The sequence below is a fragment of the Citrobacter sp. VF227 genome (assembly GCF_052950715.1).
In genome coordinates, this window is the sequence record NZ_JBRFVF010000005.1 from 115,934 (window position 1) to 129,020 (window position 13,087).

The 13,087-nt window shown below is 53.1% G+C and carries 14 protein-coding genes; 3 read left to right on the forward strand and 11 right to left on the reverse strand.

The genetic code is table 11. The annotated features are described in order from the left end of the window. Positions 1-91 precede the first annotated feature (91 nt). The 5 genes from livF to livK form a co-directional block, all read right to left on the reverse strand. Positions 92-805: a high-affinity branched-chain amino acid ABC transporter ATP-binding protein LivF gene (gene livF, locus ACU8YC_RS16850; protein ID WP_151216891.1), complete on the reverse strand. Its 714-nt coding sequence runs from the start codon at positions 803-805 to the stop codon at positions 92-94. A gap of 17 nt (positions 806-822) precedes the next feature. Further along, positions 823-1,590 (reverse strand): high-affinity branched-chain amino acid ABC transporter ATP-binding protein LivG, encoded by a 768-nt coding sequence (gene livG / locus ACU8YC_RS16855; protein WP_446895569.1) that lies wholly within the window; start codon positions 1,588-1,590, stop codon positions 823-825. Continuing rightward, on the reverse strand, positions 1,587-2,864 hold the full coding sequence (gene livM, locus ACU8YC_RS16860) for a branched chain amino acid ABC transporter permease LivM (protein WP_003023436.1): 1,278 nt from the start codon (positions 2,862-2,864) through the stop codon (positions 1,587-1,589). Before livM ends, livG begins: the two co-directional genes overlap by 4 nt. Next, complete coding sequence (gene livH, locus ACU8YC_RS16865) at positions 2,861-3,787, reverse strand: high-affinity branched-chain amino acid ABC transporter permease LivH (RefSeq protein ID WP_003023435.1); 927 nt, start codon at positions 3,785-3,787, stop codon at positions 2,861-2,863. The genes livM and livH overlap by 4 nt, the downstream gene beginning before the upstream one ends. A gap of 61 nt (positions 3,788-3,848) precedes the next feature. Continuing rightward, entirely contained in the window at positions 3,849-4,958 is a 1,110-nt protein-coding gene (livK, locus tag ACU8YC_RS16870; RefSeq protein WP_446895570.1) for a high-affinity branched-chain amino acid ABC transporter substrate-binding protein LivK, read from the reverse strand. A gap of 424 nt (positions 4,959-5,382) precedes the next feature. On the opposite strand from livK, the gene panM reads away from it, so the two are divergent. Continuing rightward, on the forward strand, positions 5,383-5,766 hold the full coding sequence (panM, locus tag ACU8YC_RS16875; RefSeq protein ID WP_151217210.1) for an aspartate 1-decarboxylase autocleavage activator PanM: 384 nt from the start codon (positions 5,383-5,385) through the stop codon (positions 5,764-5,766). 157 nt (positions 5,767-5,923) lie between these two features. Here panM and livJ read toward each other — a convergent pair whose 3' ends face one another. From livJ to ftsY, 5 genes are all read right to left on the reverse strand, one after another. Then, a complete protein-coding gene (livJ, locus tag ACU8YC_RS16880; RefSeq protein ID WP_151216893.1) occupies positions 5,924-7,027 on the reverse strand; it encodes a branched chain amino acid ABC transporter substrate-binding protein LivJ in 1,104 nt (367 codons plus the stop codon). Positions 7,028-7,298: 271 nt separating this feature from the next. Beyond that, entirely contained in the window at positions 7,299-8,153 is an 855-nt protein-coding gene (gene rpoH / locus ACU8YC_RS16885; protein ID WP_003023425.1) for an RNA polymerase sigma factor RpoH, read from the reverse strand. 270 nt (positions 8,154-8,423) lie between these two features. Further along, positions 8,424-9,482 (reverse strand): permease-like cell division protein FtsX, encoded by a 1,059-nt coding sequence (gene ftsX / locus ACU8YC_RS16890; RefSeq protein ID WP_103769551.1) that lies wholly within the window; start codon positions 9,480-9,482, stop codon positions 8,424-8,426. Beyond that, positions 9,475-10,143 (reverse strand): cell division ATP-binding protein FtsE, encoded by a 669-nt coding sequence (gene ftsE / locus ACU8YC_RS16895; RefSeq protein WP_003023420.1) that lies wholly within the window; start codon positions 10,141-10,143, stop codon positions 9,475-9,477. Before ftsE ends, ftsX begins: the two co-directional genes overlap by 8 nt. 2 nt (positions 10,144-10,145) lie before the next feature. Next, entirely contained in the window at positions 10,146-11,672 is a 1,527-nt protein-coding gene (gene ftsY / locus ACU8YC_RS16900) for a signal recognition particle-docking protein FtsY (protein WP_446895571.1), read from the reverse strand. 150 nt (positions 11,673-11,822) lie between these two features. Here ftsY and rsmD point away from each other — a divergent pair, with 150 nt between their 5' ends. Then, on the forward strand, positions 11,823-12,419 hold the full coding sequence (rsmD, locus tag ACU8YC_RS16905) for a 16S rRNA (guanine(966)-N(2))-methyltransferase (RefSeq protein ID WP_446895572.1): 597 nt from the start codon (positions 11,823-11,825) through the stop codon (positions 12,417-12,419). Further along, positions 12,409-12,684 (forward strand): DUF1145 family protein, encoded by a 276-nt coding sequence (locus tag ACU8YC_RS16910; RefSeq protein ID WP_042311836.1) that lies wholly within the window; start codon positions 12,409-12,411, stop codon positions 12,682-12,684. Before rsmD ends, ACU8YC_RS16910 begins: the two co-directional genes overlap by 11 nt. Before the next feature lie 43 nt (positions 12,685-12,727). Here the strand turns inward: ACU8YC_RS16910 and ACU8YC_RS16915 are convergent, their stop codons facing one another. After that, positions 12,728-13,087, reverse strand: a complete 360-nt coding sequence (locus ACU8YC_RS16915; RefSeq protein ID WP_187253818.1) for a DUF2500 domain-containing protein — start codon at positions 13,085-13,087, stop codon at positions 12,728-12,730.

Genomic DNA, 13,087 nt, shown 5'->3' on the forward strand with positions numbered 1-13,087 from the left:
CAGATGGCGATGTTTATGCCTCTTACCCGGCCTACACATACCGTAGGCCGAATAAAGCGTTTACGCCGCCATCCAGCAGGGAAGCAGAGAATTAACCGCCCAGATACGCGCTGCGCACCGCTTCATTAGCCAGTAACGCATCGCCGGTGTCTTCCAGCACCACATGACCGTTTTCCAGCACGTAGCCGCGATCGGCGAGCTTCAGCGCCTGGTTCGCGTTCTGTTCGACGAGGAAGATGGTCATCCCCTGCTCGCGCAATTGCTCTATGGTGTTAAAGATCTGCTGGATGATAATCGGCGCCAGGCCCAACGATGGTTCATCAAGCAGTAGCAGCCTCGGCTGGCTCATCAGCGCACGGCCTATCGCCAGCATCTGCTGTTCGCCGCCGGACATCGTTCCCGCACGTTGAATACGGCGCTCATGCAGGCGAGGAAACAGGTCATACACCCACTTGATGCGTTCCTGAAACTGGTCCTTCTCGGCAAAAAAACCGCCCATCGCCAGGTTCTCCTCCACCGTCATGCGGGAAAACACGCGACGCCCTTCCGGGACAATCGCCACCGCTTCGCGCATGATTTTCGCCGTCTGCCAGTCGGTAATGTCTTTATCATCAAAGACGATTCGCCCGCTGGTCGCGCGCGGGTCGCCGCACAACGTACCGAGCAGCGTGGTTTTTCCCGCGCCGTTGGCGCCAATAAGCGTCACGATTTCACCTTGATTGATATACAAGCTGACGTCGTGCAGCGCCTGTATCTTGCCGTAGTGGGCGCTGACTTTATCAAACGATAACATCACCTTATCCATATTATCTCTCGCCCCCATTATGCTTCACCTAAATAGGCGCGGATCACGTCCGGGTTGTTACGAATCTGTTCCGGCGTCCCGTTCGCCAGCGGCGTGCCCTGGTTCACCACGTAAATACGGTCCGAAATCTCCATCACCAGCTTCATGTCGTGTTCAATCAACAAGATTGTCGTGTTGTGATGATTACGCAGCTCAGCAATCAGCTCGTCCAGCTCTTTGGTCTCTTTCGGGTTAAGACCTGCGGCGGGTTCGTCGAGCATCAGGATCTCCGGCTGGGTCACCATGCAACGGGCGATCTCCAGACGACGCTGATCGCCGTAGGCCAGGTTACTGGCCTGACGGTTGGCATGCTCCAGCAAACCAATACGCTCCAGCCAGGTGGCGGCGCGATCCAACGCTTCACTCTGCGCGCGGCGGAACGACGGGGTTTTCAACAGGCCCGAAAACACGCCGGTTTTCAGCTGCTGATGTTGCGCCACCAGCAGGTTTTCAATCACCGTCATCTCGCGAAACAAACGGACGTGCTGGAAAGTGCGCACCACGCCCATCCGCGCGATTTGCTGTCCCGGCAGCCCTTCCAGATGCTGGTCGCGCAGCTTAATGGTACCGCCGGTGGGTTTATAAAAACCGGTCAGACAGTTAAAGACCGTGGTTTTTCCCGCGCCGTTTGGCCCAATTAACGAAACTATCTCCTGTGGCCGCAGCTCCAGCTCAACGTTGTTTACCGCCAGCAGACCGCCGAAGCGCATCATCAGGCCGTTAACGGATAATAATGGCTGACTCATGCCTGCTCTCCTTTTGCTTCCCCGTTTTTCAGTTTCAACTGTGGACGGGTCATCGGCAACAAGCCCTGCGGACGCCAGATCATCATCAGTACCATTAAACCACCCAGCATTAACATGCTGTATTCATTGAAATCACGCATCAACTCGCGGGACACCACCAGCAGGATGGCCGCGAGGATCACCGCGAACTGTGAGCCCATTCCGCCCAGAACCACAATTGCCAGCACAAAGGCCGACTCGGCAAAGGTGAAGGATTCCGGGCTGACAAAGCCCTGGCGCGCGGCGAACAACGTACCAGCAAAACCGGCGAACGCGGCGCTGATGGTAAAGGCGGTCAGCTTGATGCGCGTAGGGTTTAAGCCCAGCGAGCGACAGGCAATTTCATCTTCGCGCAGCGCTTCCCACGCACGCCCCAACGGCATACGCAGCAGACGGTTGATAACAAACAGCGAGAAGACCACCAGCAGCAGCGCCACCAGATACAGGAAAATCACACGGTCGGAGGGATCGTACTTCACGTTAAAGAAGTTGCTGAAGGTATCCCAGCCGCCTTCACGGGCGGTACGGCTAAACTCCAGACCGAAAAAAGTCGGTTTCGGGATCTGGCTGATACCGTTCGGGCCACCGGTCACTTCGGTGTTGTTGAGCAGCAGGATACGAACGATTTCGCCGAAGCCTAAGGTCACAATCGCCAGATAATCCCCGCGTAGACGCAGCACCGGGAAACCGAGCAAGAAGCCCGCAGCAGCGGAAACCAGCCCTGCCAGCGGCAGGCATGTCCAGAAGCCGAGGCCGTAATAGTGGTTCAGCAGTGCGAAAGTGTAAGCGCCGATGGCATAAAAGCCGCCGTAGCCCAGCACCAGCAGGCCGGAAAGCCCCACCACCACGTTTAAGCCGAGGCCGAGGATGATATAAATCATCGTCAGCGTGGCGATATCCACCGTACCGCGTGACACCATAAACGGCCACGCCACGGCAATCACCAGCAGCGCCACCAGAAACAGCTTCTGTTTAACGGTGGAGCCATCAATCGCCGGCAGAATAAACTTCGGCCCGGAGACGCTCTTCAGACCCTTCTGGAAGGCTGGACGCAGCAACTGGAAGAGGAAGACCACGCCAGTACCGATAAACACCCACTGCCAGCGAATATCCGCCGCGGAATCCACCACCAGTTTGGTGCCGTCAAGCTCCAGCTGGACGCCCATAAAGACGCCCGCCAGGACGAAGAACATCGCGGCAGAGAGCAGCGCCATTGCAAAATGCATCGGTTTCATACTTTCTCTACCTCCGGGCGACCCAGAATACCGGTCGGCATCACCAGCAGCACCAGAATCAGCAGCGCGAACGACACCACGTCTTTGTATTCAGTACTCAAGTAAGCAGAGGAGAGCGCTTCCGCGACGCCCAGAATCAGGCCGCCGATCATCGCCCCTGGAATACTACCGATACCGCCCAATACCGCTGCGGTAAAGGCCTTCATCCCGGCCATAAAACCGATGTAGGGGTTAATTACGCCATAGAACTGACCGAGCAGCACACCCGCGACCGCCGCCATTGCCGCGCCAATCACAAAGGTCAGCGCAATCACGCGATCGGTATTTATACCGAGCAGGCTGGCCATTTTCAGATCTTCCGCGCAGGCACGGCAGGCGCGTCCCATACGGGAGTAACGGATAAACAGCGTCAGCGCCAGCATCGCCAGGAAGGTTACTATCCAGATAACCAGCTGCATGGTGGTGATGGAAGCAGAGAAGTTTTCGCTGCTGCCGACGGTCCACTGGCCGTTAAACAGGCTGGGTAATGCGACGTCGCGCGAGCCTTCCGTCAGGCTGACGTAGTTTTGCAGGAAGATGGACATCCCGATAGCGGAAATCAGCGCGATCAGTCGCTTGGAGCTGCGCACGGGCCGATACGCCACGCGTTCTATGCTCCAGCCGTAGGCGCTGGCAATCACAATCGCGCCGACGAAACCCGCCGCGACCAGTAGCCAACTGGAATCAATGCCCATCATCATTAGCGCAGCGATGATCATAAAGGAGACATAACTGCCGATCATATACACCTCGCCGTGGGCGAAGTTGATCATGCCAATAATGCCGTACACCATCGTGTAGCCGATGGCGATCAGCGCATAGGTGCTTCCCAGCGTGACGCCGTTAAACATCTGCTGCAAGAAATAGAGGAACTGCTCGGACATAAGGTAACCTTTCTTAACCCGCCCGTTTTACACGGGCGGTGGGATAACTCGTCTTCAGCGATTACTTCGCAACGGTCGATGATCCGTCCGCGTGCCACTGGAAGACACCAAACTCAAATCCCTTCAAATCGCCTTTTTCGTCCCATTTCAGCGGCCCAATCACGGTATCAGCCCCGTGTGCTTTCAAATCTTTCACCAGGTCCAACGGCTCTTTGCTGCCGCTGCGGTCCATGGCGGTTGCCAATGACTGGACGGCTGCATACGTGATCCACACGTACGGGCCGCTTGGATCTTTCTTGTCAGCTTTGAGCGCATCAACGATCGCTTTATTCGCTGGATCCTGGTCATAACGTTTAGGCATAGTCACCAACATGCCTTCAGCGGCATCACCGGCAATGTTAGACAGCGACGCATTACCTACGCCCTCTGGTCCCATAAACTGGGTTTTCAGGCCGACAGAACGAGCCTGGCGCAACATTTGTCCCATTTCCGGGTAGTAGCCGCCGTAATAAACAAAGTCGATATTTTCTTTTTTCAGGCGGGCAATCAGCGCAGAAAAATCTTTTTCTCCGGCGGTGATTCCGTCAAAGAAGACGATATTGGCATTGCCTGCTTTCAGGCTGTCCTGTACCGAACGCGCCAGACCTTCACCATATTGCTGCTTATCGTGAATGATGGCGATACGCTGTGGTTTCACCTTCTCCAGAATGTATTTCGCGGCGGTCGGCCCTTGAGAGGAGTCCAGGCCCGCTGTACGCATAATGTGTGCGTAACCGCGCTGGGTCAGCTCCGAGTTGGTCGCGCCCGGGGAAATCATCAGAATGCCTTCATCTTCGTAGATATCGGATGCCGGTTGCGTGGAAGATGAGCACAGATGTCCAATAACGTACTGAATGCCGTCATTGACGATTTTGTTCGCTACCGCCACGGCCTGTTTCGGATCGCAAGCGTCGTCATATTCCACGGCGACCAGTTTGTCGCCTTTGATCCCGCCTTTGGCATTGATATCTTTAATGGCCTGACGCGCGCCATTAAATTCCATATCACCCCACTGCGCGACCGGGCCTGACATCGCGCCAACCACAGCGACCTTGATATCATCCGCCATGACCGCGTGTGACATGACCAGTGCTATCGCTCCTGCGATGATTGTTTTTGCATTCCGTTTCATATTCCTGAATCCCCATTCGTGACGTAATTAATATTTTGTATTTATATGGTTAAAAAGCAGACTGTGCTTTTTTTGAACTGCACTATTTTTACCAGTCTCATTAATGGTTTAGCGCAGTTTTTTAAGCAAATTGATGCTAAAAGCTCTATTTTTCAGTCGATTAAGAAAAGATAATATTCTGCTTTTCACTATAGATAAACAAAAAAAAGCACGTTTGTCAGCATAAAATAACGGCACAAAGAGCGGAATAAAATGCTGCATTCCAGGGTATTATCCTGCCTATTTTTCAATCTCTGATGTTTCAAACTGTCAATATCGTTGTTACAAAACTATTAACCTGGTTAATTGAATAAAAAAGAGAAAGCATCCGGGTGAATTATTTCGGTACACTGATTCCATCTTTTGTGATTTGGACATGCTGTTAATGAAGCTGACCATCGTTCGTTTAGATAACTTTAGCGCCCAGGATCAGATTGATCTGGGCAAAATCTGGCCGGAGTACTCCCCCTCATCGTTAAGCGTAGATGAAACGCATCGGATCTACGCCGCGCGCTTTAACGAGCGCCTGCTCGGCGCAGTGCGGGTCACGCTGAGCGGCACACAAGGCGCACTGGATTCATTGCGCGTGCGCGATATCACCCGCCGTCGTGGTGTGGGCCAGTATTTGATCGAAGAGGTCATCCGGGTAAATCCTGATGTGAGTGCATGGTGGATGGCCGATGTCGGCGTTGAAGACCGCAGCGTGATGGCCGCGTTTATGCAGGCGTTAGGGTTTACGGCCCAGGAAAATGGTTGGGAGAAACGGTAGAAAACCGCCCCCAACCAATTGTATTACTAGTAGTTTCCCAAGAATTACGTGTTGCAGGCAGGCGGCAAGTTATAAAATCCCCGGAGCTTACATAAGTAAGTGACCGGGGTTGAATAACGCAGCCAACACACCTGCGGCGCGAAAGGCGCCGGGAAAATCACTTGGCGTCTGTCGCCGTCCCGTTAGCATGCCAGTCAAACACGCCAAACTCGAAGCCTTTCAGATCGCCCTTCGCATCCCAGGACAACGGCCCCATGACGGTTTCCACCGAGTTTGCTTTCAGGTATTTGGCAATTTCAGCCGGGTCGTCAGACTGGTTCAGACCAGCCTGCAAAGATTGCAGCGCAGCGTAGGTGGTCCATACGAATGCACCACTCGGATCCTGTTTCTTGGCCTTGATGGCGTCCACAATCGGTTTGTTCGCTGGTACCTGGTCGTAGTTCTTCGGTTTCGTTACCAGTAAGCCTTCTGCTGATTCACCGGCGATATTAGACAGCGACACGTTCGCTACCCCTTCTGGTCCCATAAACTGAGTTTTCAGACCCGCAGCGCGTGCCTGACGCAGGATCTGCCCCATTTCCGGGTGGTAACCGCCGTAGTAAACGAAATCGATGTTCTCTTTCTTCAAACGCGCCACCAGCGTAGAGAAATCTTTCTCACCGGCGGTGATCCCGTCGAAGAACACCACGTCAGCGTTGGCTTTCTTGAGGTTGTCCTGCACGGAGCGCGCCAAGCCTTCACCGTACTGTTGTTTGTCGTGAACGATCGCAATGCGCTGCGGCTTCACTTTTTCAACAATATATTTGGCGGCCGTAGGGCCCTGATCGGAATCCAGACCGGTGGTACGTAACACCAGGTTATAGCCGCGTGCGGTCAGCTCTGGCGCCGTTGCCGCTGGGGTGATCATCAGAATACCTTCGTCTTCATAGATATCTGACGCAGGCTGAGTGGAAGAAGAGCACAGGTGACCGATAACGTATTTAATCCCGTCGTTGACCACTTTGTTAGCAACCGCTACCGCTTGTTTCGGGTCACAGGCATCGTCATATTTCACCATGACCAGTTTGTCGCCTTTCACGCCGCCCTTGGTGTTAATATCTGCAATCGCCTGCTCTGCGCCGGTAAATTCCTGATCGCCATATTGTGCTACCGGACCGGACATCGCGCCGACAACAGCAACTTTAATATCCTTAGCAAACGCCATATTGCTCAAAGACAGGGCGATACATCCTGCCAATAACGCTTTACCCTTCATATTCATCCTGACAATCCCCATTATTGTGGTTATTACGTGTGTTGTGATGTTGTTGTTCAGCACTTTATTTCAATTATTGGATAGCTACCCGTGCTTTAGCAGCATACTCTGCTAAAACATACCCGATTTTTATGATTATGGAATAGCTAAATTTGACATGCAGATAACAACTTGATGACAAAAAGCATAGAACGTCAGGAGAGAGAAGGAGAGATAAAAACAAAAAACCCCGGATTTTCATCCAGGGTTTATTAGCATTTCCAGTTTGGCAGGAAGATTACGCTTCGATCGCCGCACGCAGTTTTTTCATGGCGTTTTTTTCAAGCTGACGAACACGTTCAGCGGAGACGCCGTAGCGATCGGCCAGTTCCTGCAACGTTGACTTGTTATCTTCATCCAGCCAACGAGCACGAATGATGTCCTGGCTACGTTCGTCCAGACCTTCCATTGCGTGGGTCAGTTTGTTCGCAGCCTGATCTTCCCAGTTGTCTTCTTCAATGCCGTCAGCAAAGTTAGATGACTTATCCTGAAGATACAGAACCGGTGCCATCGGCTGGCTGTCAGACTCGTCGTCTGAAGACATATCAAACGTCATGTCCTGCGCCGCCATACGGGATTCCATTTCACGCACGTCTTTACTGGACACGCCCAGCTCACGAGCAACCATTTCGACTTCGTCCTGGTTAAACCAGCCCAGACGCTGCTTGGTTTTACGCAGGTTAAAGAACAGCTTACGCTGTGCTTTGGTGGTCGCGACTTTAACGATACGCCAGTTACGCAGAACGTATTCGTGGATCTCAGCTTTGATCCAGTGCACGGCGAAAGACACCAGGCGCACACCCACTTCCGGGTTGAAACGGCGCACGGCTTTCATCAGGCCGATATTACCTTCCTGAATCAGATCCGCCTGCGGCAGGCCATAGCCCGCATAATTACGAGCAACATGAACAACAAAGCGCAGGTGAGACAGGATCAGCGTTTTAGCTGCTTCCAGATCGCCCTGGTAATGCAGCTTTTCAGCCAGTGCCCGCTCCTCGTCAGCCGACAACATCGGCCACGCGTTTGCAGCCCGGATGTAAGATTCCAGGTTACCAACAGGGGCTAAAGCTAAATTTTGCATTTCTTTGGTCATTCAAATCCTCTCAATCTTTTCATCTGGCGCATTGGCAAAATGCTAATTAGCAAAAACCAGTAGCAACAACCATGCCAGAGCTTATGAGCAACGAGAATATCATTCAATCTTTTATCAGACAGTGATTTTATCCACAAGTTCCATGTCGTACTGTGTATAGATTACGCACAAAATGTGACATCACGGTGAATGCATCGGGAAGAGGTTACAGGGACTCTTTCCCTGCAGAGCGAACGACTCAGTGCAGGGAAAGATTATACCAGAGATTTTTTAATCGGGGGTAAAGTGACGTAAATGTTGAACCGTGGCAAGCCAGGCTGCCACCCAGCCAATCATTGAGCACACCAGCAGTAACAGCAGGCATTCATCGAATGATAAGCCGTTGATATCAAACTTGGTCCCGAAAACCTGTGCCACTTCAGTCACCGCTGACGACAGCCGCATCACCAAAATTTCTGACAAAATCAGTGAAAGAAATGCACCGGAAAAACCCAACAGCGCGCCGCCGTAAAGGAACGGACGCAGGATAAATCCATCCGTCGCACCAATCAGTTTCTGGACGTTAATGGTATCGCGACGCGCAAAAATACTCAGACGCACGCTGTTACCGATGACGAGGAAGACCGCCGCCACCATCAGCACGCCAATCATCGCGGAAACGCGTCCGACAAGGCCCGTCAGCGCCGCCAGGCGAGCGAACCAGCTGTCATCCATCCGCACTTCATCAATCCCGTTGATTTGTGCGATACGGTCGCGCAGGGTGTTCAGCGATTCCGTGCCCTGAAAATCCAGTTTCGGGATCACCACCGCCACAGCCGGCAGCGGGTTCTCTTCCAGCATATCCAGCGCGCCGCCAAAGCCAGACCAGTTACGGAATTCGCCCAGCGCGTCGTCGCGAGAAAGATAATTCACTTTCTCCACGCCCTGCTCAGCCTGCAACTGACCAACCACTCGCGCCGCCGCATCATCATCCAGCGTTTTTTGCAGGTAAACGGTGATCTGCGGGGACGGATAATACTGGCTCGCCGCGTGGTTTACATTCTTATAAACCATGTAGCACACGCTTGGCAGCGTCAGGGAGATGGCAATAACCATCACCGTCAGAAACGTCGCCAGCGGCTTACTTTTCAGGTCTTGTAACGCGCCCTGGAACGCGTAACGTACCTGCTCGTTAAAGACGTTGGTTTTCCGCGAGTTCGGTTTTGGCGCGGCTTTTGCCCGCTTTGGCGCGTTGCGACCGCCGTCACCAGGCGCACCGCCCGATTTACGAAAACGATCCAGTCGGCTACCGAACTGTTTGATTTGATTGATAGCGTCACGTCTATTCATGCGCCAGGCCTCCATGCAGATGCCCATCGCTCAGAACCATTTGGCGATAGGAGCGACGGGAGATCAGGCCAATATCGTGCGTAGCCATTAATACCGTGACCCCGACGCGGTTAAACTCTTCAAACAGACGCAGGATCCCTTCTGACAGCGCGTCATCCAGGTTACCCGTTGGTTCATCCGCCAACAGTACCGCAGGTTTATTCACCACCGCACGGGCGATGCCCACGCGCTGTTGTTCACCGCCGGAGAGCTGAATCGGGAAGTTTTTCGCTTTGTCCAGCAGCCCTACCTTATCCAGCGCCGCTGACACGCGACGACGAATATCGTCCCCACTGGCACCCGCGATGATCAGCGGGATTGCCACGTTGTCAAACACGGTTCTGTCCATCAACAGGTGGTGATCCTGAAAAATCATACCAATCTGACGACGCAGAAACGGTACCTCACGGTTTTTCAAACGGCTGATGTCATGCCCGCTGAAGTAGATTTTCCCGGCGCTGGGCCGTTCAATCCCACAGATCAGCTTCAGCAGGGTACTTTTCCCCGCGCCGGAATGGCCGGTCAGAAACGCCATCTCGCCAGGCTGCATATGGAAGGTCACTCCCTGCAGCGCTTGTCTCCCACCGAGATAGGCCTTGCTGACATGTTCAAAGCGAATCATTGTTAATCCTCTCGGGCAAAAAGTGCCTCTATAAAATCGCCCGCTTTAAACGGACGTAAATCCTCGATACGTTCGCCCACACCGATATAGCGGATAGGGATGCCAAACTGATCGGCAACCGAGAAAATGACCCCGCCTTTCGCCGTTCCGTCCAGCTTGGTCAGGGTGATACCGGTTAAGCCCACCGCTTCATGGAACAGTTTGGCCTGGCTTATCGCATTCTGCCCGGTACTGGCATCGATAGTCAGCATAACCTCATGCGGCGCATCAACGTCCAGCTTCTTCATGACGCGAACGATTTTTTTCAATTCTTCCATCAGGTGCGATTTATTCTGCAAACGCCCTGCGGTATCAGCGATCAGCACGTCTACGTTACGCGCCTTTGCCGCCTGGATGGCATCAAAGATGACGGACGCAGAATCCGCGCCGGTATGCTGAGCAATCACCGGAATGTTGTTACGTTGACCCCAGACCTGCAGCTGCTCTACCGCCGCCGCACGGAAAGTATCGCCCGCCGCCAGCATCACCGATTTACCCTGCTGCTCAAACTGACGCGCCAGCTTGCCGATGGTGGTGGTTTTCCCCACACCGTTAACGCCAACCATTAAGATAACAAATGGCGTTTTACCCTCAACATTCAGCGGTTCGTCAACCTTCGCCAGAATCTCGCCCATCTCGTCTTTCAGCAGACCGTACAGCGCTTCTGCGTCTTTGAGCTGCTTGCGGCTGGCGCCTTCCGTCAGATTCGCAATGATCTTGCGGGTCGTTTCTACGCCCACATCGGCAATCAGCAGTTGCTCTTCCAGCTCTTCAAATAGATCATCGTCGATCTTTTTACCCCGGAAAAGACTGATAAATCCGGAACCAAGGTTTTCTTTGGTTTTCAGCAAGCTGCGTTTCAAGCGCGCAAAGAAACCTTCTTTCGTTGGTTTTTCCTGCTCCTGGACTACCTCTTCTTCTTCCGGTTCTTCTTCTTTCGTTTCTTCTGGCGGCACCACCATAACCGCTTCTTCAGCAGCCTCAGCGGCCAGCGCCTGTGCTTCGAGCTCTTCGTCGGTCAGTTGCGGCTCGTTTTCAGCTTCTTCTTCAGCCGCCTCAACGATTTCCACGGTTTCCGCCTCAGCCTGCCACTCTTCGGCAGAAACTTCTTTGGTTTTCACCTCTTCTGGCAGCGGCAATTCTTCGCGTTCGATAACCGCCGACGCTGGCGTTTCCACTACAGTTTCAGCAACGGGTTCAGCAACCGGCTCAATTTCCGGCTGCGGTTGTTCGGTAACCGGTTCTTCTTCCGGCTGCAGTTTTTCGATTTCCGCAACCTGCTCAGTGACTTCCACAACCTCAGCAGCAAATGCTTCCGTTTCTGCTTCGCTATGGGTTTCCTGCGCGGGAGACGGTTCCTCAACGACGGCAATTTCTTCAGTAACCGGTTGTTGTTCTTCGTTTTTTACTTCTGTCTCGTTTTCCGGTGCCTGCTCTTTTTGACCAAAGCCCAGCCAGGAAAAAAAGCCACGTTTTTTCTCTTTCGCCATTTGCGACTACACTCCCCGCTGTTGCTTCATGGCACAGCGTCAACGCTATGTACATAGCAGCTAAAAAAATGATGAAATAGTCTATCACTTAACTTAACTCACATCACCGCCTGGAATGACATGCTATAGGCGGATTGAGCAATAATAGAAATGAAAAAACCGAATCACTCTGGCAGCGGACAGATCCGCATTATTGGCGGGCAATGGCGAGGCCGTAAACTCCCGGTTCCGGACAGCCCCGGATTGCGTCCGACCACCGACCGCGTACGCGAAACGCTGTTCAACTGGCTGGCGCCGGTAATGGTCGATGCCCACTGCCTGGACTGCTTCGCTGGCAGTGGCGCACTGGGGCTGGAAGCGCTCTCTCGCTATGCGGCAAATGCAACGCTACTGGAAATGGATCGCGCGGTATCTCAGCAGCTCCAAAAGAATCTCGCCACGCTGAAGGCAAATCACGCCCGAGTCGTTAACGCGAATACACTGGCATTTCTGGCTCAGGCAGGTACGCCGCATAACGTGGTATTTGTTGACCCACCGTTTCGCAAAGGATTACTGGAAGAAACATTAACTCTTCTGGAAACGAATGGCTGGCTGGCGAACGAAGCGTATATTTACGTGGAAAGCGAAGTTGAAAACGGTTTGCCGCCGGTTCCGGTGAACTGGTCGCTATACCGTGAGAAAGTCGCCGGACAGGTCGCCTATCGCCTGTACCATCGTGAAGCACGAGGAGAACACGATGCTGATTAACCTGGGACGCCTGCTGATGCTGTGCGTCTGGGCATTTTTACTACTGAATATTTTCCAACCTTTTCCACGCCCGCTTAACATCTTCGTTAACGTCGCACTGATATTTATGGTGCTGATGCACGGCATGCAGTTGGCGCTGCTAAAAAGCACCATGCCCAAAGATGGCCCGCAGATGACCAGTGGAGAGAAAATCCGTATTTTTCTGTTTGGCGTCTTTGAGCTGCTGGTCTGGCAAAAGAAGATTAAAGATCAGTTGAAGAAATGAGGTGATGCCGGATGGCGGCTGACGCCATTTCCGGCCAACTTAACTACGGTTGCGCACTAAACCCTTCAAAATGCGAACCTTTGTAGCTCAGCGTCCCTTTATCTCCGACCGTTAACGCATGGTACTGCTGAGCATCCAGACGAAACGTTTGTTCCAGGCCACCGCTTTGTGGCTTAAAGCTGGCTTCATAGCGCATGCTGGTTCCCGCCGGACTCACTTCCTGTTGACGGGAGCGTCGGTCGTTAAGCGGCTTTTCCCGCTTATTCGTCACCACCACCTGCTTTTGTACCAGCGGCGCGGCATCATTATCCGCTTTTTCACGTCGCTGCTGAACAAAGCGAAACGACGCTGCGACAACGATTAAGACAATGATAACAATGAAAAAAAGTGGTGGTTTGCTCAT

Bases quoted from the DNA above. Each gene is read 5' to 3' on its own strand.
- ACU8YC_RS16910 (WP_042311836.1), top strand. From the start codon at position 12,409: ATGCTGATTAACCTGGGACGCCTGCTGATGCTGTGCGTCTGGGCATTT.
- ftsX (WP_103769551.1), bottom strand. From the start codon at position 9,482: ATGAATAGACGTGACGCTATCAATCAAATCAAACAGTTCGGTAGCCGA.
- ACU8YC_RS16915 (WP_187253818.1), bottom strand. From the start codon at position 13,087: ATGAGCAAACCACCACTTTTTTTCATTGTTATCATTGTCTTAATCGTT.
- livM (WP_003023436.1), bottom strand. From the start codon at position 2,864: ATGAAACCGATGCATTTTGCAATGGCGCTGCTCTCTGCCGCGATGTTC.
- livH (WP_003023435.1), bottom strand. From the start codon at position 3,787: ATGTCCGAGCAGTTCCTCTATTTCTTGCAGCAGATGTTTAACGGCGTC.
- rpoH (WP_003023425.1), bottom strand. From the start codon at position 8,153: ATGACCAAAGAAATGCAAAATTTAGCTTTAGCCCCTGTTGGTAACCTG.
- panM (WP_151217210.1), top strand. From the start codon at position 5,383: ATGAAGCTGACCATCGTTCGTTTAGATAACTTTAGCGCCCAGGATCAG.
- livJ (WP_151216893.1), bottom strand. From the start codon at position 7,027: ATGAATATGAAGGGTAAAGCGTTATTGGCAGGATGTATCGCCCTGTCT.
- rsmD (WP_446895572.1), top strand. From the start codon at position 11,823: ATGAAAAAACCGAATCACTCTGGCAGCGGACAGATCCGCATTATTGGC.
- livG (WP_446895569.1), bottom strand. From the start codon at position 1,590: ATGAGTCAGCCATTATTATCCGTTAACGGCCTGATGATGCGCTTCGGC.
- ftsY (WP_446895571.1), bottom strand. From the start codon at position 11,672: ATGGCGAAAGAGAAAAAACGTGGCTTTTTTTCCTGGCTGGGCTTTGGT.
- livK (WP_446895570.1), bottom strand. From the start codon at position 4,958: ATGAAACGGAATGCAAAAACAATCATCGCAGGAGCGATAGCACTGGTC.
- ftsE (WP_003023420.1), bottom strand. From the start codon at position 10,143: ATGATTCGCTTTGAACATGTCAGCAAGGCCTATCTCGGTGGGAGACAA.
- livF (WP_151216891.1), bottom strand. From the start codon at position 805: ATGGATAAGGTGATGTTATCGTTTGATAAAGTCAGCGCCCACTACGGC.